Annotated in this window: 12 protein-coding genes and 2 pseudogenes; 8 read left to right on the top strand and 6 right to left on the bottom strand. The window is 69.2% G+C overall.

The genetic code is table 11. From position 1 onward, the window contains the following. Nucleotides 1-57 precede the first annotated feature (57 nt). Nucleotides 58-1,510, bottom strand: a pseudogene (gene glgC / locus QFZ52_RS07810) (glucose-1-phosphate adenylyltransferase). A 101-nt stretch (nt 1,511-1,611) separates the two neighbouring features. Here glgC and glgA point away from each other — a divergent pair. Next, nucleotides 1,612-2,826: a glycogen synthase gene (gene glgA, locus QFZ52_RS07805; RefSeq protein ID WP_307497051.1), complete on the top strand. Its 1,215-nt coding sequence runs from the start codon at nt 1,612-1,614 to the stop codon at nt 2,824-2,826. A 55-nt stretch (nt 2,827-2,881) separates the two neighbouring features. On the opposite strand, the gene QFZ52_RS07800 is transcribed toward glgA, so the two are convergent. Beyond that, nucleotides 2,882-4,957, bottom strand: a complete 2,076-nt coding sequence (locus QFZ52_RS07800; RefSeq protein ID WP_307497050.1) for an acyl-CoA dehydrogenase family protein — start codon at nt 4,955-4,957, stop codon at nt 2,882-2,884. Further along, nucleotides 4,950-5,753: a TetR/AcrR family transcriptional regulator gene (locus QFZ52_RS07795; protein WP_307497049.1), complete on the bottom strand. Its 804-nt coding sequence runs from the start codon at nt 5,751-5,753 to the stop codon at nt 4,950-4,952. Before QFZ52_RS07795 ends, QFZ52_RS07800 begins: the two co-directional genes overlap by 8 nt. 100 nt (nt 5,754-5,853) lie before the next feature. On the opposite strand from QFZ52_RS07795, the gene QFZ52_RS07790 reads away from it, so the two are divergent. The 3 genes from QFZ52_RS07790 to QFZ52_RS07780 are packed head-to-tail and all read left to right on the top strand — an operon-like array spanning nt 5,854 to nt 9,429. Beyond that, the gene (locus tag QFZ52_RS07790; protein WP_307497048.1) at nt 5,854-7,155 is read left to right on the top strand and encodes an acetyl-CoA C-acetyltransferase; all 1,302 of its coding nucleotides are present in this window, start codon (nt 5,854-5,856) and stop codon (nt 7,153-7,155) included. 16 nt (nt 7,156-7,171) lie between these two features. After that, nucleotides 7,172-8,509: a 3-oxoacyl-ACP reductase gene (locus QFZ52_RS07785; RefSeq protein ID WP_307497047.1), complete on the top strand. Its 1,338-nt coding sequence runs from the start codon at nt 7,172-7,174 to the stop codon at nt 8,507-8,509. Further along, nucleotides 8,506-9,429 (top strand): MaoC/PaaZ C-terminal domain-containing protein, encoded by a 924-nt coding sequence (locus QFZ52_RS07780; protein WP_307497046.1) that lies wholly within the window; start codon nt 8,506-8,508, stop codon nt 9,427-9,429. The genes QFZ52_RS07785 and QFZ52_RS07780 overlap by 4 nt, the downstream gene beginning before the upstream one ends. A 191-nt stretch (nt 9,430-9,620) precedes the next feature. Here QFZ52_RS07780 and QFZ52_RS07775 read toward each other — a convergent pair whose 3' ends face one another. Continuing rightward, complete coding sequence (locus QFZ52_RS07775; RefSeq protein WP_066212230.1) at nt 9,621-9,839, bottom strand: DUF7455 domain-containing protein; 219 nt, start codon at nt 9,837-9,839, stop codon at nt 9,621-9,623. Between the two features lie 198 nt (nt 9,840-10,037). Here QFZ52_RS07775 and QFZ52_RS07770 point away from each other — a divergent pair. Continuing rightward, nucleotides 10,038-12,147, top strand: a pseudogene (locus QFZ52_RS07770) (DNA gyrase/topoisomerase IV subunit B). A gap of 20 nt (nt 12,148-12,167) precedes the next feature. On the opposite strand, the gene QFZ52_RS07765 reads toward QFZ52_RS07770, so the two are convergent. Both QFZ52_RS07765 and QFZ52_RS07760 read right to left on the bottom strand, forming a co-directional pair. Beyond that, nucleotides 12,168-13,124, bottom strand: a complete 957-nt coding sequence (locus QFZ52_RS07765) for a M56 family metallopeptidase (RefSeq protein ID WP_307497045.1) — start codon at nt 13,122-13,124, stop codon at nt 12,168-12,170. Between the two features lie 8 nt (nt 13,125-13,132). Continuing rightward, nucleotides 13,133-13,528: a BlaI/MecI/CopY family transcriptional regulator gene (locus QFZ52_RS07760; protein ID WP_307497043.1), complete on the bottom strand. Its 396-nt coding sequence runs from the start codon at nt 13,526-13,528 to the stop codon at nt 13,133-13,135. Between the two features lie 234 nt (nt 13,529-13,762). Between QFZ52_RS07760 and QFZ52_RS07755 the strand changes: the two genes are divergently transcribed. From QFZ52_RS07755 to cydD, 3 genes are read left to right on the top strand one after another with little or no spacing between them, the layout of a single operon-like run. Further along, a complete protein-coding gene (locus tag QFZ52_RS07755) occupies nt 13,763-15,352 on the top strand; it encodes a cytochrome ubiquinol oxidase subunit I (protein WP_307497042.1) in 1,590 nt (529 codons plus the stop codon). A 13-nt stretch (nt 15,353-15,365) separates the two neighbouring features. Beyond that, on the top strand, nt 15,366-16,415 hold the full coding sequence (gene cydB / locus QFZ52_RS07750; protein WP_307497041.1) for a cytochrome d ubiquinol oxidase subunit II: 1,050 nt from the start codon (nt 15,366-15,368) through the stop codon (nt 16,413-16,415). 3 nt (nt 16,416-16,418) lie between these two features. Next, complete coding sequence (gene cydD / locus QFZ52_RS07745) at nt 16,419-19,832, top strand: thiol reductant ABC exporter subunit CydD (RefSeq protein WP_307497040.1); 3,414 nt, start codon at nt 16,419-16,421, stop codon at nt 19,830-19,832. Nucleotides 19,833-19,851: the final 19 nt, after the last annotated feature.

Genomic DNA, 19,851 nt, shown 5'->3' with positions numbered 1-19,851 from the left:
GCGACGGCGGCCCGCACCGGACCGCCGTCGCTCTCTGTGAATCTGCGCAGCCGGGCGCTATGAGCCCTTCGCGTTCAGCGTCACCGCTGCCTCGGCATCGTCGGCGGAGTCCGCGTCCTCGTCCGACGGCGTCTCCGTGGTCTCGGTCTGGACGAGGGAGACCTTGTCGATCGCGGCCTTCAGCTCGTCGTACTCCTCGACGGCGGCCTTCACGCTCTCCGGGACGGTGCCCCGCAGGCTCCGGGACAGGGCGAGCTCGTCCTCATCCGGCTCCGGAACCGGCTGCCCCTTGGACAGCACCGTGATCCCGGACTCGGTGACCTTGAAACCACGGGCTTCGTCCAGTTCCCGGTCGACGCCGATCGTGGCACCCTTCGGGATACGGACGTTCTTGTCCAGGATGGCCCGGCGCACGATCGCCCCTTCACCCACGTAGACGTTGTCCATCAGCACGGAGTCCAGCACGCGGGCGCCGGCCTCGATGTAGGCGTCGTTGGAGAGCACCGAGCCTTCGACGATGCCACCGGAGACCACCACGCCGTTGGCGACGATCGAGTCCAGCGCGGTGCCGACCGTGTTGTTGCGGCCCTTGACGAACTTGGCGGGCGGGGAGATGGTCTGGCGGGTGAAGATCGGCCAGTCGCGGTTGTAGAGGTTGAACACCGGCACGGGGGAGATCAGGTCCATGTGGGCGTCGTAGAACGAGTCGATGGTGCCCACGTCACGCCAGTAGGTGCGGTCGCGTTCCGTGGCGCCGGGGATCTCATTGGTGGTGAAGTCGTACACACCGGCCTCGCCGCGGGAAACGAAGTGGGGGATGATGTCCCCGCCCCATGTCGTGCTTCGTGTCGGTGCGTTCGGCGTCGAGCGTGAGAGCCTCCACCAGGGCGTCCGCGTCGAACACGTAGTTGCCCATGGAGGCGAGGAACTGATCCGGCGCGGCGGCCAGCCCGGGGGTGCTGGCGGGCTTCTCCACGAAGGCGGAGATCTTGGAGGCATCCTCCTGGTCCACCTCGATCACGCCGAACTGGTTGGCCATCTCGAGGGGCTGGCGGACGGCGGCGACCGTCGCCTTGGCGCCGCTGGCCACGTGCTGCGCCACCATCTGCTGGAAGTCCATGCGGTACACGTGGTCCGCGCCGACCACGACCACGATGTCCGGCTGCGCGTCGTGGATCAGGTTCAGCGACTGGTAGATGGCGTTGGCGCTGCCCAGGAACCAGCTCTTGCCGATACGCTGCTGGGCCGGCACCGAGGCCACATAATTCTGCAACTGGGTGGACAGACGCCACGTCTCGGAAATGTGCCGGTCAAGGCTGTGGGACTTGTACTGCGTGAGCACCACGATCTTGAAATAACCGGAGTTCACCAGATTTGACAAAGCAAAGTCAATCAGTCGGTAACTTCCGGCGAACGGCACCGCGGGTTTGGCCCGGTCAGCCGTGAGCGGCATGAGCCGGTTGCCCTCTCCGCCGGCCAGGACTATTGCAAGGACTTTTTTCAGTGCCATATGGGTACTCCTGCGTACGTTCCGAGTGTGACGGCCGTCATGTAGACCACCGAACAGCTTTCACACTAGATCAGTTGGGCACTTGGGACTACGTTGTAAACGTGCGAATCGATATTGTTTCCAAAGAATTTCCGCCGGATATTTACGGCGGCGCCGGAGTGCACGTTGCCGAGCTGAGTCGCGTCCTCGCTTCGCACGTCGATCTGCGGGTTCACGCCTTCGGCGCGCCCCGCGACACCGACTTCCACGGCGCCATGGTCAGCACCTACGAGACCCCCGTGGAACTGAAGGACGCCAATCCCGCGGTCCAGACCCTCGGCGTCGACTTGAGCATCGTGCCGGACGTCGCCGGCGCGGATCTGGTCCACTCCCACACCTGGTATGCCAATATGGCCGGCCACCTGGCCGCACTGCTGCATGGCATCCCGCACGTCCTGAGCGCTCACAGCCTGGAGCCGCTCCGGCCGTGGAAGGCTGAGCAGCTGGGCGGTGGCTACCGCCTCAGCTCGTGGGTGGAGCAGACCTCGTACGAGGCAGCGGCCGCCATCATCGCCGTCTCCGAAGGCATGCGCCAGGACATCCTGCGCTGCTACCCGAACGTCGACCCGGCCAAGGTGCACGTGGTCCACAACGGCATCGACGTCTCCCTCTGGGAACGCGATGAGAACGACGACGCCGTGCGCGCCCTCGGCATCGACCCTTCCCGTCCCAGCGTGGTCTTCGTGGGCCGCAACACGCGCCAGAAGGGCGTCCCGTATCTGCTGCGGGCGGCTCAGCAGCTTCCCGCGGACGTCCAGCTCGTCCTGTGTCTCGGCGCGGCGGACACCCCGGAACTCGCGGCCGAGACCGCCGAACTGATCGCCGGCCTCCAGGCCGAGCGGGACGGCGTCGTGCTCATTGAACGCATGCTCCCGCGCCGCGAGCTCATCCAGGTGCTCAGCCACGCGACGGCCTTCGCCTGCCCGTCCATCTACGAGCCCCTGGGCATCGTCAACCTCGAAGCCATGGCGTGTGGCGCAGCCGTCGTCGCGAGTGCGACCGGTGGCATCCCCGAGGTGGTGGCGCACGGCGAAACCGGCCTGTTGGTGCCGCTGGAACAGGTCACGGACGGCACGGGGACGCCGTTGGACCCGCAGAAGTTCGTCGATGATTTCGCGGCCGCCCTCAATGAGGTGGTCTCCGATCCCCAGCGGGCCCACGCGATGGGTCAGGCGGGGCGCCGTCGTGCCGAGGAGAACTTCTCCTGGGACTCGATCGCGCAGACCACCCTCGACGTCTACCGCTCGGTGCTGCCCCAGGGCGGCGACCAGAGCTGACAGTGACGCGAAAGCCCCCTGCTCCGTGCGGTGCAGGGGGCTTTCGCGTGTCGGATTACTTCCTCTTGGCGCGCTCCAGGAGGACCTTCTCATCCACCGGGGCGTCTCCGGAAGCCCGGAGCGTCCGGTAGTAGGCGCGTGCCTCGTCCTGGCGGATCAGCTCGGCGCCGCTGCCCACGGTGGAGCGGATGTGCTCCTGGCCGTAGCCGAACGCGTCCACCAGATCCAGGGCGTGGGGGCGGAGGCGGACCAGCAGGCGGTTGATGTAGTCGCCGACGGTGCGGGCGCGCTGCATCGACAGGCGGCCGTTCATCAGGTACCAGGAGAGGTGCTTCTCGATCAGCGAGAGACCGAACAGATCGCGGACCCAGGTCAGGACCTCGCGGGTGCCGGCGTCCTCGATGCCGCGCAGACCCTCGGTGAAGGCCTCCCACTGCAGGAGCTCGGCATGCGCGCGGGCCGCCTCGATCAGCTGGTCCTGGTGCTCGTTGAAGAGGGCGGCGGCCTTGGCCTGCGGCAGCTTGTTCGCACCCTTGAGCGCGGCGCCGACCTCGGCGACCATGCTCTGGACGCGGCTCGTCAGCAGGCTCCGCTGGCTCTCCTCGTCCTTGAGCGCCAGGGCGGACTTCTGCGGCAGGCCGGTGTCCGCCACGAACTGCGCCACCTGGCGCAGGCCGGTGCGGTTGAGCGCGACGTCGGACGCCTGCGCCGCGACGAAGCGCGCCATGACGCCGAAGTCGACGTTCCGGAACTCCTTGGCATAATCGGCCAGCAGGCGCTTGGCCACGAGCTGGAGCAGCACGGTGTTGTCACCCTCGAACGTCGCGTAGACGTCGAGGTCCGCGCGGAGCGAGGCGAAACGGTTCTCGATGAGGAACCCGGCCCCGCCGCAGGCCTCGCGGCACTCCTGCAGGGTGTCCAGGGCGTGCCAGGTGCTGAGCGGCTTGAGGGCCGCGGCCAGGGTCTCCAGGTCCTGGCGGTCCTCGTCGGTGTCCTGCTTGCCGGAGAACACGGCGTCGAACTTCTCGAGCAGCTGTTCGTGGGCGAAGCTCGCCGCGTAGGTGGTGGCGAGCCGGGTGAAGAGCCGGCGCTGGTGGCGCTGGTAGTCCAGGAGCACCTCTTCGTCCACGGGGGAGCCGGCGTTGAACTGGCGGCGCTGACTCGCGTAGCGGATGGCCGACGCCAGTGCGATCTTACTGGCGGCCACGCTCGCGCCGTCCAGGGAGACACGGCCCTGCACCAGGGTGCCGAGCATCGTGAAGAAGCGGCGGCCCGGGCTCGCGATGGGGGAGGTGTACGTGCCGTCGGCGGCGACGTCGCCGTAGCGGTTGAGCAGGTTCTCGCGGGGGATCCGCACCTGGCTGAAGTGCAGCCGGCCGTTGTCGATGCCGTTGAGGCCGCCCTTGACGCCGTCGTCCTCGCCACCGATGCCGGGCAGGAACTCCTTGGTCTCGGCGTCACGGATCGGGACGTAGAAGGCGTGCACCCCATGGTTGACGCCCTGAGTGATCAACTGGGCGAAGACCACGGCGGCGATGCCGTCCTTGGCGGCGTTTCCGAGGTAGTCCTTCCAGGCCGCCTTGAACGGCGTGTTGATCACGAACTCTTCCGTGGCCGGGTCGTACGTGGCGGTGGTGCCGATGCTCGCGACGTCCGAACCGTGGCCCATCTCGGTCATGGCGAAGGCGCCGGGCGTCTCCAGGGACATGATGGACGGCAGCCACTTCTCGTGGTGCTTCTCGGTGCCGAGGTGCAGCACCGCAGCGCCGAACAAGCCCCACTGGACGCCGGCCTTGATCTGCAGCGAAGGATCGGCGGTCACCAGTTCCTCGAAGCCGGCGATGTTCCCGCCGTGGTCATCGGAGCCGCCGAACCGCGAGGGGAAGGCGCGGTGCACGGCGCCGTGATCCACGAGTCCCTTCAGCTGCTCGAACACCCGTGCGCGGTGCTCCACGTGGGTGGTGCCTTCGATCTTGTGGAACTCCTCCTTGCCGGCCAGGGCCCGCGCTTCGCGGCGGACCTCCGCCCAGGTGCCGAGGAGACGCTCGCCCAGGAGCGCGACGTCCACCCGGGGTTCCTTACCGGCGTCCTGCTTCTCACTGCGGCGCACGTTCTGGAGTGCTTCAGTCATGGTGCTCTTCCTTTCCGGTGGTCGGGGCAGGCCCGGGTGCGGAGCCCGCGTGCCTGGATTCGAGGGGTTGGTCTGTGGTGACGGGCGCCGCGACCATGGGCCGCACGCCGTCGACGAGCCAGGAGGTGAGCGTGGTCGCCATCTCCGCCTGGCTGGGCCGCTGGGGGCCGGTCGGGCTCAGGAGCCACTGTTCGCCCGCGGCCCGCACGAGCCCGATGGCCGCGCGGGGCCAGTAGTCCAGCAGTGCGCCGGGCTCGGCCAGGAGCTCTTCCATGGGCTGGGCGATCATGTCCGTCACGGCGTTGAGGAAGTGGCCGAACGTGGCGTCCTGTGCAGGCCCGGGCCCATCACTCTCACCGCTGCCGCGCTGCGTCACGAAGGCGTAGACGTTGGGCGAGGTCTCGGCCATCTGCAGATAGGCGTTCACCATCGCGAACAGACCTTCAGCAGGGGAGGTCGCTTCCTGGACGGCTTCGCGGATCCTTGCCTGCATGCGGTCCAGGACCACTTCTCCGACGGCCTGCTGCAAGCCGGACTTGTCGCCGAAGTAGCGGTAGAACACGGACTTGGAGGTCCCGGCGGAGGAGGCGATGTCCTCCATGGACGCTTCCGGCCCGAGGCGGTGCACTGCTCGCCGGGCAGCGCGGATCAGTTCCGCGCGGCGCTGAAGGCGATGGTGTTGCCAGCGGGCGGCGCGGCCGTCCGTGCTGGCGGGGGATTCGTCGTCGCCGGGCGCCTCGGGTTCTGCCGGGAATGGCTGCCGGGACGCGGCGCGCTGCTGTGTGACGGGGTTCACGATACCCAGCGTATCAGGTACGCTGGGTATCAGTAACTCTTCGATTGGAAACCCTGCCGCACGGGCGCCGGAAAGCCGCCCGTGCAGAACGGAGCGGAACATGACCACCGTACGGAAGGCCGTCGTCGTCGGCGGCAATCGCATCCCCTTCGCCCGCGCCAATGGCGCGTATGCCACCGCCTCCAATCAGGACATGCTGACCGCGGCTCTGGACGGGCTCGTGGCGCGGTTCGGACTGCAGGGTGAGCGCGTCGGTGAGGTGGCGGCCGGGGCCGTGCTGAAGCACTCGCGCGATTTCAATCTGACCCGCGAAGCGGTCCTGGGTTCGGCTCTCGCTCCCGACACCCCGGCCTACGATCTTCAGCAGGCCTGCGCCACCGGACTGGAGACCGTGCTGGGACTCGCCAACAAGATCAAGCTCGGACAGATCGACTCGGCCATCGCCGGTGGCGTCGACTCGGCGTCGGACGCCCCGATCGCCGTGAGCGAAGGCCTCCGCCGGATCCTGCTGGAACTGAACCGCGCCAAGACCGCCCAGCAGAAGCTCAAGGCGCTCTCCAAGCTGCGCCCCAAGGACCTCGCCCCCAACGCTCCCGGCACCGGCGAGCCGCGCACGGGGCTGTCCATGGGCGAACACCAGGCCATCACGACGGCGGAGTGGGGCATCACCCGCGAAGCGCAGGACGAGCTCGCCCTGGCCAGCCACAAGAACCTGGCGGCCGCCTACGATCGTGGCTTCTTCGAGGACCTCGTCACCGCCTACCGCGGCCTCAGCCGTGACTCGAACCTGCGGGCGGACACCTCGCTGGAGAAGCTCGCCAAGCTTTCGCCGGTGTTCGGCAAGAACCTGCCCACCCCGGCGACCATGACCGCCGGCAACTCGACGCCCCTCACGGATGGCGCCTCCGCCGTGCTCCTGGCCTCCGAAGAATGGGCCGATGAGCACGAGCTGCCGAAGCTCGCCACGGTGCTGGACGGGGAGGCCGCGGCCGTCGACTTCGTGCACGGCAAGGAGGGGCTCCTGATGGCCCCGGCGTACGCTGTGCCGCGGATGCTCGCTCGTCAGGGGCTGACCTTCGATGACATCGACTTCTTCGAGATCCACGAGGCCTTCGCCGGAACAGTCCTGAGCACCCTCGCGGCCTGGGAGGACCCGGAGTTCTGCCGTGACCGTCTCGGCCTGGACGCGCCCCTCGGCGCGATCGACCGTGCCAAGCTCAACGTCAACGGCTCCTCGCTGGCGGCGGGCCACCCCTTCGCGGCCACGGGCGGCCGCATCGTCGCCACCCTCGCCAAGGCCCTGCACGAGAAGGGCCAGGTGGACGGCCGTCCGGCTCGTGGCCTGGTCTCGGTGTGCGCGGCCGGCGGTCAGGGCGTCGTCGCGATCCTCGAAGCATACTGAGCGGCAGGAACGGAATATGGCAGACAAGTACACCGAATTCGTCAGCCGCGGCTTCGGCCGCGACCTCGCCCGGAAGCTGGGGCTGCCCCAGCCGGCGGTCCTTCGCCGCTACACCCCGGGGCAGCCTCTCCTTGAGGGACCCGTGGTGGTGCTCGGCCGTGGCGCCGGCGCCGACGGAGTGGCTTCCGAATTGCTGGGCTGGGGCCTGGACGTCCGGCGTTCCGTGGGCGGATCGGAGAAGCTCGCCGCGCTCGTCCTGGTCCTCGACGCCCTGACCCACCCGTCAGACCTCTCGGCGCCCGTGCTGGAAGCGGGTCAACTGCTGCGTCAGCTCCGCCCCTCGGCACGCGTGGTCACCCTCTCGCGGGAACCTCGCACGGCGAGTGACCCGGCGACGTCGGCGGCCCGCCGCGCCGTGGACGGCTTCGTCCGGTCCCTGGCCAAGGAGCTCCGGGCCGGGGCGACGGCCAACGGGCTGGTGCTGGAAGAAGACGTCCCCGCGGACAGCCCGGCAGCGCTCGGCGCGCTCCGCTTCTTCCTCTCGGCGCGCTCGGCCTTCGTCGACGGCCAGTTCCTCGAGATCACCGACTCGCCGGCCGTGCCGGACGGAGGCGAACGTCCCCTGGAAGGACGGGTCGCCGTCGTCACGGGCGCCGCGCGGGGCATCGGCGCCGCGATCGCCACGACCCTCAGCCGCGACGGCGCGCGCACCATCCTGGTGGACGTCCCGGCGGCGGGGGAGCAGCTGGCGCAGGTGGCGAACCGCGTGGGCGGCATCGCCCTGCAGGCGGACATCACCGCCCCGGACGCCGCGGCGAAGATCCTGGCCCTGGCCGAGGAGCGCTTCGGCCGCCTGGACATCGTGGTGCACAACGCGGGCATCACCCGGGACAAGCTCCTGGCCAACATGGATCCCGCCCGCTGGGACAGCGTCGTCGCCGTCAACATCGCCTCGCAGCTGCGCATGAACGAGGCGTTCCTCGCCTCGGAGCTGTTCAGCGACCGTCCGCGCATCGTGAGCCTGGCCTCCACCTCGGGCATCGCCGGCAACCGTGGCCAGACCAACTACGGCGCGTCCAAGGCTGCCGTGATCGGCATGGTGCAGGCGACCGCCGCGAGTATGGCCCGGCTCGGCGGCACCATCAACGCCGTGGCCCCCGGCTTCATCGAGACCGAGATGACGGCGCGCATCCCCTTCGCCACCCGCGAGGTGGCACGCCGCCTGAACTCCCTCCAGCAGGGCGGACAGCCCGGTGACGTGGCGGAGGCGATCGCCTTCCTCGCGAGCGACGCCGCCGGTGGTGTCAACGGCGAGGTGCTGCGGGTCTGCGGCCAGAACCTGGTGGGGGCATGAGCGGCGAGCAGACGGTGATCCTGCAGGAGATGCCGTCGCTGGCCAAGCTGTACCTCAACGCGGCCGGGGCGGCCGCCAAGCAGCGGCTCCTGAAGAAGGAACAGCCCGTCGTCGTGCCGCGTGCCGTGCACGAGGTGCAATCGGTGACGGTGGACATCGAGCACGTCACCGCTTTCCAGCGGCTGGTCCACGGGACGGTCCGCTCCGAGCTGCCGTCCGCATATGTGCACACGCTGGCGTTCCCGGTGGCGATGAGCGTCCTGACCCGTGACGACTTCCCGCTGCCGCTGCTCGGCCTGGTCCACCTGGAGAACACGGTGGAGCACCACGCCCCGATCCCGTTCGGCGCCCGCCTCACGGTGCGCGCCCACGCGGACGGTCTGCGGGCTCATCGCTCCGGGACCTTGGTGGACATGGTGGCGGACGTGCTCGACGCCGGCACCGGGGAACTCCTGTGGCGTGGCACCTCGCGGTACCTGGCCAAGGGGGTCTTCCTTCCCGGCGTCGACACCGCCGTGCCCGCTTCCGAGCGGGAGGACTTCCGCCCGCCGGTGCCCACGGGACTCTGGCGGCTGGGGGTGGACACGGGCCGGGACTATGCCGCGGTGTCCGGTGACTACAACCCGATCCACCTCAGCTCGCTGAGTGCCAAGGCGCTCGGCATGAAGACGTCGATCGCGCACGGGATGTACTCCGTGGCCCGGGCGCTGGCCGAGTCCGGCCACGACAGCGACGCCGGGATCCGGTGGCACGTCGCCTTCGAGGCGCCGGTGTACCTGCCGGCCACGGTCGCTGTCGGCATCCGGGATGAGGAAGCGGACGGCGCGTGGTCCGGGACGGACTTCCAGGCGTGGAATCAGCGCAGTGCCCGGCGGCACTTCCATGGAACCGTGGAGCCTCTGAGCGGGACGGCGTCCTGACCCGTTGACGACGCGAGGGCCGGTGGCCGGGAGATGTCCCTGCCGCCGGCCCTTCGTGTGTCAGTTTCGTGTGTCAGTCAGGCCTCGTGCCCGGAAGGGAGAAGCGCCCGGACGACAGAAGTGCCTGGACGACAGAAGTGCCCGGCCCCTCAAGGGACCGGGCACTTCCGCTGTGACGGACTCGGAGAGTCCTAGTCGACGACGACTTCCTTCTCCAGGAGACGGGAAGTTTCGTCGTGCCATTCACGGCTCAGGGGCTTCAGGGTCGCTTCGACCGCACGGGCGTGGTGCCCGCAGAAGAGAAGCTCTCCGCCAGAGGCCTCAAGCACCACCCGGACAAATGCCTGGGCGCCGCAACGGTCGCAACGGTCAGCCGCGTTGAGCGTACGTTCCGCAATTGCTGTTGACATCGGGGCCTCCTTCGAAAGATCTGTACGTCTATATAACCAGCGGACAGGCCCGATACATGCCACAATTCGGTCTCTTTCGCTCTGCGCGTAGTCGGGCGTCTCGCCGTGGTGGCTCTCACGGTGCGCCTGCGCGGGGATGAGGGCCGTTGCCGCTACCCTGAAAAGAGCGTCTTCAGGCCCCAAAGGAGTCCACCACCCGTGTCACCGAGTTCGGAATACAACGCCCGGCACCTCTCCGTTCTGGAAGGGCTGGAAGCCGTCCGCAAGCGCCCGGGCATGTACATCGGTTCCAACGATTCCCGTGGCCTCATGCACTGCCTCTGGGAGATCATCGACAACGCGGTCGATGAGGCCCTGGCCGGGTACGGCCACGACATCAAGGTCATCCTCCACGCGGACAACTCCGTGGAGGTGCACGACGACGGCCGCGGCATCCCCGTGGACATCGAACCGAAGACCGGACTAACCGGCGTCGAGGTCGTGTTCACGAAGCTGCACGCCGGCGGCAAGTTCGGCGGCGGCTCCTACAACGCCTCGGGCGGTCTGCACGGCGTGGGCGCATCCGTGGTGAACGCGTTGTCCGCCCGACTGGACGTCCAGGTGGACCGCGGCAGCAAGACCTACCAGATGTCGTTCCGGCGAGGGGAGCCCGGCCGCTTCGAGGACGGCAGCGGCAAGCCCAAGCCGGACGCGAAGTTCGTCCCGTTCCTGGAGAACTCCATGCTGGACGTGGTCGGCAAGGCGAAGCGCGGCGTCACCGGCACTCGGATCCGCTACTGGGCGGACCGTCAGATCTTCACCCCGGACGCCAAGTTCCTGTACGACGAACTCACGGGACGTGCGCGCCAGACCTCCTTCCTGGTCCCCGGGCTCAAGATCACCGTCCGGGACGAGCGGCGGCTCGCCGGGACTCCAGGCGCGGACGGGCCCTATGAAGAGGTGTTCCACCACGACGGCGGCATCTCGGAGTTCGCCGAGTTCCTGGCCGCGGACTCCGCGGTCACCGATATCTGGCGGCTGAACGGCTCCGGAACCTTCAAGGAGACGGTGCCGGTCCTGGACGATCACGGCCACAGCCAGCTGGCCGAGGTGGAGCGCCACTGCGAGGTGGACATCGCCCTGCGCTGGGGGATCGGCTACGACACCACGGTGCGCAGCTTCGTCAACATCATCGCCACCCCCAAGGGCGGCACCCACCTGGCCGGCTTCGAGCAGGCGCTGCTGAAGACCTTCCGCAAGCAGGTCGAAGCCAACGCCCGCAAGCTGAAGGCCGGCAACGACAAGGTCGAGAAGGACGATGTGATGGCCGGCCTCACCGCCGTGCTGACCGTCCGCCTCGCCGAACCGCAGTTCGAGGGGCAGACCAAGGAGATCCTCGGCACGCCCGCGGTGCGCGCCATCGTCTCCCGCGTGGTGGAGCAGGAGATCACCTCGCGGCTGACCTCCACTAACCGCAATGACAAGGCCCAGGCGGCCCTCTTGCTGGAGAAGGTCGTCAACGAGATGAAGTCCCGCGTCTCGGCGCGGGTGCACAAGGAGACTCAGCGGCGGAAGAACGCCCTCGAGTCCTCCACGATGCCCAGCAAGCTCGCGGACTGCCGCAGCAGCGATGTGGACCGTTCCGAGCTGTTCATCGTGGAGGGTGACTCCGCGCTCGGCACGGCGAAACTCGCCCGGTCCTCGGACTTCCAGGCGCTGCTGCCCATCCGCGGCAAGATCCTCAACGTGCAGAAGGCGTCGGTGGGGGACATGCTCTCCAACGCCGAATGCGCCGCCCTGATCCAGGTGGTCGGAGCCGGCTCGGGCCGGAGCTTCGACCTGGACGCCGCGCGCTACGGCAAGGTCGTCCTCATGACCGACGCCGACGTCGACGGCGCCCACATCCGGACCCTCCTGCTCACGCTCTTCTACCGCTACATGAGGCCTCTCGTGGAAGCGGGTCGCGTGTATGCCGCCGTGCCGCCGTTGCACCGGGTGGAAGTGGTGAACTCCGGGGTCGAAGGCCAACGAGATCATCTACACCTACTCAGAGCAGGAACTGCACACGCTCCTGGACCGTCTCCAGGCGGAGGGAAAGCGCTACAAGGAGCCCATCCAGCGCTACAAGGGTCTCGGTGAGATGGACGCCGATCAGCTGGCGGAGACCACCATGGATCCGCGGCACCGCACGCTGCGCCGCGTCAGCATCGACAGCGCGGAGAGCGCCGAGCGCGTCTTCGAACTGCTCATGGGTTCGGACGTGGCGCCGCGCAAGGACTTCATCGTGGCCGGCGCCCAGCACCTGGACCGGGAACGCATCGACGCCTGATCCGGCCCGGTGCTGCCACTCTAGAGGTGGATGAGGCCCGGGACGATCAGGAGGGCCGTCGGCACCAGAAGCAGCAGGACCGAGGACGCCAGGACCAGGCCCCGCTGCGCGGCCGGGAGGGCGGGAGCGCCGTTGAGCAGCCGCTTCACGCGGGCCACCGTCGTGGCGGACACCGCGGCGTCGTCGCCGGCCAGGGCCGTGTCGGCATCCAGGGCGGTGCGCCGCGGCTGCTGACCTTCCGCGACGACGGCGACCGCGCGCACGAGCGTGCCCGCGTCAGTGACCTTCAAGGCGTCGTCGTCGGCCAGCATCTCCAGCAGCTCGTTCACCGCGCGCTGGGCGACGCGGGTGGTGGGGAGCCAGGGGAGGGCCGCCCTCCAGGCGGCGAAGGCCCAGAGCAGCAGGTGGTGCCGCTGCGTCAGGTGACTGTCTTCATGGGCCAGGACCGCGGACAGTTCGCGCTCGTCCAGGGCCTCCATGAGCGAGTCGGAGAGCACGGTGATGGAGCGGGCTCCGCCAGGAAGGCAGTAGGCCACGGGCGCCGCGTGCGGGATGACCACGGTGCCGGAGTCGCCGTGCGGGTGGCTCAGGATGCCGAGGAGCTCTCGGTGCCGGCGTCGTTCGGTGCTGATCCGCACGTAGGTGAGCAACAGCGTGAAGAGCAGGTGCACGGTCAGCACGCCGGCGGTCGAGAGCGCGAAGGCGTGCCAGAAGCCGAGGCCTTCGGTGGACTGACTGCCGAGCATGACCAGGATCAGGGCGTGCAGCCCCGCGACCAGATTGTCCCCGAGCGGGGAGAGCCCGTAACAGAGCATGGCGCCGATCATGGAGAGTCCGCCCGCGAGGCCGATGGCCTGCCAGAGCACCAGTGCGGCGAAGGGGGAGCGGGACGGCCAGGAACTCCGGGCCAGGAGCACCGGTGCCGGCCAGGCGAGGATGATCGCGAGGACCGCCAGGAACCAGGCGGTGATCAGCACCGCATGCCTCAGCTGCTGGAGGGGAGGTCCGAGGAGGGGTCCACGCCGAGCAGGCGACGGAGGGCGTCGGCTTCGGCGGGGCTGACGGAACCGACGAAGGTCGCCAGGACGGCTTCACGGTCCGGGGCGGAGCCCAGGACTTCGCGCATCAGCTCGGCGGTGTGTTCGGCGCGCGTGGAGACGGCGCGGTAGCGGTGCGGGCGGGTGCCGCGTTCGCGGGTCACCAGTCCCTTCTTCTCCAGCCGGGAGAGCACGGTGAGCACCGTGGTCACGGCGAGCTCCTTGCCTCCGCTGGCCGCGTCGGTGCTGGCGAGCTGATCACGCAGGTCGTTGGCCGTGGTGGCCTCCGTTCCGGCCCACAGCAGGTCCATGACGGATCGCTCAAGATCCCCGAGGCTTGCCATTGAAAGCGTCCATCTCCTCTGTAATGCTGATGATGACCCTCGGGGGACGGGTGTCCCCGGTGGGTGCGCAGCTCTCAATCTATCGTGTTTCGGCCCGTTTTTCTACGTTCAGTAGAAGCCTCTGTCTCGCGTGTCACGTGCGGCGGCGTCACGGTCCTTTTTGTTCTACACTCTGTAGAAGAAGGTTTTCTACGAAACGTAGAAGTTGTGCCTCGACGAGGGAATGGGGAATCCATGGACGCCTTGGAAGTCGCACGGTGGCAATTCGGCATCACCACCGTCTATCACTTCATGATGGTGCCGCTCACTATCGGCCTCGGCCTCGTGGTGGCCTTCATGCAGACGCTCTGGTATCGCACCGGCAAGGCCGAGTACCTGCGCATGACCAAGTTCTGGGGGAAGCTCTTCCTCATCAACTTCATCATGGGCGTGGCCACGGGCATCGTGCAGGAGTTCCAGTTCGGCATGGCGTGGAGCGAGTACAGCCGCTTCGTCGGTGACGTGTTCGGCGCCCCGCTCGCCATGGAAGCGCTGCTGGCGTTCTTCGTGGAGTCGACCTTCCTGGGGCTCTGGATCTTCGGCTGGAAGCAGCTGAAGAAGGGCGTCCACCTCGCCTGCCTCTGGATCGCGGTGATCGGCTCCGTCATCTCCGCGTACTTCATCATCGTGGCCAACAGCTGGATGCAGCACCCGGTGGGTGTGACCCTGGAGGACGGGCGTGGACGCATGGTGGACGCCTGGGCGGTGTTCACGAACAACACCGCGGTCGTGGCCTTCAGTCACACCATCATGGGCGCCCTCGCCGTCGCCGGCGGATTCCTCCTGGGCATCGCCTGGTACCACCTGTGGCGGCGCCGCACCGACGGCATCGACACCGTCGACGCCTCGGGCCGCGTGGTGGTCGGCGAGGCCCGCTCCGTCCCGGGCCGGGACAAGACGGACCACACCGTCTGGCTCCGCTCGCTCCGCATCGGCGCGATCGTGGCCGCCATCTCCTTCGCCGGCACGTCGATCACGGGTGACCTGCAGGGCAAGCTCATGTTCGAGCAGCAGCCCATGAAGATGGCCGCCGCCGAGGCCGCCTGCCACGACGGCACCCAGTTCTCCGTGCTCAGCGTCGGTGACCTCGGGTCGAAGGACTGCTCCAACATCGTCGCCGTGATCGAGGTTCCCGGGCTCCTCTCCTTCCTGGCCAAGGGCGACTTCACCACTGAGGTCAAGGGCGTGAACACCCTGGTGCCGGAGTATCAGGAGAAGTACGGCACCCACCTGCCGAACGATCCGAAGCTCGGCGACCGCGCGGGCAAGGAGATTCAGTACGTCCCCGTCATGGAAGTCACCTACTGGGGCTTCCGGATGATGATCGGCTTCGGCGGCCTGGCCGCGCTGGCCGCCGTCGTCGCGCTCTGGCTGACCCGCCGGGGGACCGTGCCCGCGAGCCGCTGGCTCATGCGCCTGGCCGTGTTCGGGATCCTGGCGCCGTTCGGCGCCAACGCCGCCGGCTGGATCTTCACCGAGATGGGACGGCAGCCCTTCGTGGTCGCGCCGAATCCCGATATGAACGGCATAGACCCCGTGTTCATGTACACGGCCGCGGCGGTGTCGCCGGGGGTCTCGGCGGGAGAGATCCTGACCTCGCTCATCGCACTGACCACGGTCTACGCGGTGCTGATGGTGGTCGAGATCAGACTGCTGACCACGTACATCCGCGGCGGGGTGGCCTCCGCCATGCCGGAACTCGCCCACCACGACGACGACACCCCGGACGAGGACGGACGCGGAGGCTCCCAGCGGGAGACCGACGTCCTGGCCTTCGCCTACTGAGAGGAGAGACAGCATGGAAACCCTGCCCACCATCTGGTTCATCGCCATCGCCGTCCTCTGGACCGGCTACCTCTTCCTGGAGGGTTTCGACCTCGGCGTCGGGATGCTCATGAAGCTCTTCGCCCGGAACGACAAGGAGCGCCGCGTCCTCCTCAACACGGTCGGCCCGGTGTGGGACGGCAATGAAGTGTGGCTCCTGACGGCCGGCGGCGCCACGTTCGCGGCCTTCCCGAACTGGTACGCCTCCCTCTTCTCCGCCCTGTACCTCCCGCTGCTGCTGGTGCTGCTGGGCCTGATCTTCCGCGCCGTGGCCTTCGAATACCGCGGCAAGATCAACACGGACCGCTGGCGCACTACGTGGGACTGGGCGATCGCCCTGGGTTCCTTCGTGGCCGCGTTCGGTGTCGGGGCGGCGCTGGCCCTGAGCACGACGGGTCTGCCGCTGAACGCCAACGGTGACCGCGTCGGCGGACCGTTCGCCTGGCTGACGCCTCCCGCGATCCTCGGCGGCTTCGCCGTCGTGCTGTTCGCGCTGGTCCACGCCCTCGCGTTCCTCATGCTCAAGACCGACGGCGAGATCCGGCACCGCGCACGCCGCTGGCTGATCCGCTGGCTGCCCCTCGGCCTGCTCCCGATCGCCGGCTGGGTCCTGCTGGTGCAGTTCCAGCACGGCAAGTGGTGGAGCTGGGCCCTCACCGGCCTGGCCGTGGTCGCGGCGGTCTGCGCCTGGCTCCTGGCCCGCAAGGCCCAGGAAGGAAAGGCCTTCATCCTGCTCGGCGCCTTCCTGGCGAGCGGGACGGCGGCGATCTTCTCCGCCGTGTACCCCGTGGTCCTCCCGTCCACGCTGGATCCGGCCTTCAACCTGACCATCTCGAACGCCTCCTCGAGCGACTACACGCTGGGTCTCATGACGGTGGTCGCGTGCATCGGTCTGCCGCTCGTCATCGCCTACCAGGCGTGGACGTACTGGGTGTTCCGTCGCCGGATCAGCGCGGAGCTGATCCCGCAGTCCCACACGGTGCTGCCGGCCGTCCTGCAGCGCGCCCTCACCAGGCAGTCCTGACGCATGGCGCGGACCACGAAGTCACCGTTCCCGCCCGGGCCGAAGGGACCCGTCTATGTGATGGGGCTGCTCGGGGCCGTCAACGCCCTGGGGCTGGTGCTGCTGGCCCAGGCGCTGGCGGGCGGGATCGCCCTCCTCGCCGCGGGGAGGGCCGCCGACGCCGGCGCGCTCGTCCCGCTGGTCGGCGGAGGGGTGCTGGGGGCTCTGCTCCGGGCCGCCTCCGCGTGGGGGCAGTCGGTCGCCGCGCGGGCCGCCGTCGTCGAGGTGAAGGAGAGCCTGCGGACCCGTCTGCTCGCCGCCCTCCTCGGTGGGCGCCGGCCTGCCGGGTCCGCGGGACGAGGGGCCGACGCCTTGCTGGCCACCCGGCGGCTGGATGAGCTGGACCGCTATTACACCGAGTTCCTGCCCAGCCTGGTCAACTGCGCGACCGTGCCGCTGCTCGTGGGGGCGAGGATCCTGCTGGCCGATTGGCTCAGCGCCCTGATCATCGTGCTGACGATCCCGCTGGTGCCGCTGTTCATGATCCTGATCGGGCGGCACAGCCAGGAGAACCTGGAGAAGGCATACCGCTCGCTCGACGTCCTCTCCTCACATCTGGTGGAACTCGCGCGCGGGCTGCCCGTGCTCCTGGGCCTCGGGCGTTCGAAGCAGCAGCGTTCGGCGCTGGAAGCTGTGGGCGAACAGCACCGCCGGGAGTCCATGGCGACCCTGCGCGTCGCCTTCCTGTCCGCTCTGGCCCTGGAACTCATCGCCACCATCTCCGTGGCCCTCGTGGCCGTGACGATCGGCGTGCGCCTGGTGCACGGACAGATGCCGCTCGAAGCCGGCTTGCTGGCCCTCATTCTCGCGCCCGAGTGCTACCAGGCGCTGCGGTCCATGGGCGCCGCCTACCACGCGAGTGAGGACGGCAAACTGGCGCTGGAAGCGGTGAATGACGTCCTGGACGCGCCGAAGCCGCGCCGGCTTCAGATCGAGAGCGTCGCCTCCGCGACCGGTCCCGGGCTCGGGCTCGAAGGCCTGGCCGTGACCTTCCCATCCCGCGGGATCACCCTGGGGCCTGTGACCACCACGCTGCGCCCAGGAAAGATCACCGCCCTCACGGGTCCGAGCGGCTGCGGCAAGAGCACGCTGCTCTCGGCCCTGGCCGGAACGCTGGAACCCGGTGCGGAGTCCGTGGGCACGGTGTTGCGCCTCAGGGAGGCGTCTCCGGAGGGATCCCGTCCGGAGGAGACCGGCGAACTCGCCGTGGCGTACGCTCCGCAGCACCCCGAGTTCCTCGAGGAACGGGTGCGCGATGAGCTCGCCTTCTGGGCCGGTGACCAGGCGACGCCGGACCGGCTGGCACGGAGCACCCGCCTGGCCGCTGCTGACGAATTGGCGGATCTCCGGATCGCCGATCTCAGCCCGGGGGAGCAGCGACGTGTGGCTCTCGCGCGGGCCTTCCTGCTCGCGGAACTCGGCGCGGACGTGCTGCTCGTGGATGAACCCACGGCCCACCTGGATCCCGCACGTGCCGAGACGGTCCGTGCCTCGCTCCGTGAGCTGGCCGGAGTGCTTCCCGTGCTCCTGGTCAGCCACGAACCCGCGACGCTCGCACTGGCGGAGGAGTCCGTGCCCGTCCGTGGTGGTGTCGTTCAGACCTCTGACGCCCAGTCGGTCACGCGCGCCGCAGCGGCCACGGCGGACGGCGACGGCGGAGCGACGGCATCCGCGGGGTCCGCGGCATCCGCGGCTCCTGCAGCGGAGCGTGCGAGCGAACCCTCGTCGCCTGCGGTCATGCCCGCGTCCGGCGCCTCCGTGTCGCTCCTCGCCGGCTCCCGCTGGCGGCTGGTGCGGGCGGCGGCGCTGGGCGTCCTGGCGCAGCTGTTCTCCATCGCCCTCGCGGCGCTGTCCGGCTGGCTGATCGTCCGGGCGAGCTCCCAGCCGCCCATCCTCTACCTCATGGCGGCGATCGTCGGAGTACGGTTCTTCGGCATCGGACGGGCGGTCCTGCGGTACTGCGACCGGCTCGTGATGCACGACGCCGTCTTCCGCGTGACCACGAACCTGCGGGGCCGCGTGTGGGAAGGTCTTTCCGGGCGGGCCCTCGGCATCCGGCGCGTCATGCAGGGCGGCAACGTCCTCGACACCGTCGTGGCCGACGTCGACGAGTACCGCGACATCCTCCCGCGGGTCCTGGCGCCCCGCTGGACCGCCGTGGGCACCGCCGTGCTGGCCGTGGCCGCGACGGCCTTCGTCCTGCCGGCCGCACTACCCGTCACGGTCCTCGCCAGTCTGATCGGGCTGGTCGTGGCCCCGGCCGTGGCCGTCCGGGCCGACCGGCGTTCCAGCCGCGCCGTGCTGGAGAGCAAGTCGGCGCTCCTGCGCTGGGTCGCGTCCGCGCTGCAGTCCTGGAAGGACGTGCGGGGGAACGGTCTGAGCGGGCGGGTCGTCGCGGAGGCGGGACGCCTCTCCGGCGAGATGGTGCAGGCCGCCCGTCGCGCGGCGTGGGCCGAAGGGTCCGGGCTGGCTCTCACCGTGGCGGCGTGCGTCGCGGGGGCCGCCGCCGTCGTCGTGCAGTCGGTGACCCTCGGGACCGGGCAGGAACTGGCGGAGCGCACCGCGGTCGTCGCTTTCATGCTGCTCGCGCTGCAGGAGTCCTTCCAGGCGCACCTCTCCGCGACCCGTCTCAAGCCCGCCCTCCGCCGGCTGGAGGAGCGGCTGACGGCTGCCACCGCGCCGGAACCTGCCCGGGAGGTGCGGGGAACCCGGCTCGTGGAGCCTGCCGTGACTCCCAGCGGGCTCTCCTTCGAGGACCTGTCCGTCGCCTGGCCGGACTCGGACGCCGTCTTCGCCGGCTTCAGTGGATCCGCCGAACCGGGCAGGCCTCTCGGGATCTCCGGGCCGTCCGGCAGCGGCAAATCCACGCTGCTCGCCGCGCTGCTGGGCTTCCTGCCGCCGCGGGAGGGCGCGATCTCCGTGCGCGGGCACCTCGCTTGGTGCCCTCAGGAGTCCCATGTCTTCGATTCGACCGTCCGCGGCAATCTGGCGCTCGCCCGTTCCCGGGATGACGCGGCGGGGGAGGACGCCCTGTGGGCGAGCCTCGAACGGGTGGGTCTCGCCGATGCGGTCCGGAGCATGCCGGACGGTCTCGACACGCGCATCGGACCGGGCGGGAGCTTCCTGTCCGGTGGCCAGCGGCAGCGTCTTGCCGTCGCGCGAACTCTGCTGGCCGGGGCGAACGTCCTGCTTCTCGATGAGCCGACGGCCCATCTGGACGCTGAGGCGGCGGATGCGCTCCTGAGCGACCTCGTCACCTCGCTGGACGGGGAGACGCTCGTGGTCGTTTCGCACCGCACCGAGGATCTGTCACGTCTTCCGGGCCGGCTGGATCTGGGCACGCGGGAGCCGGTGGGTGGCCCGACGCGCCGCCCCTGACAGCGGGTGGCGCCCGGCG

It is taken from the genome of Arthrobacter woluwensis (assembly GCF_030816155.1).
Taxonomy (GTDB): Bacteria; Actinomycetota; Actinomycetes; order Actinomycetales; family Micrococcaceae; genus Arthrobacter_E; species Arthrobacter_E woluwensis_A.
The sequence above is the reverse complement of the archived record's forward strand: the minus strand, read 5'-3'. Positions and strand labels throughout refer to the sequence as shown.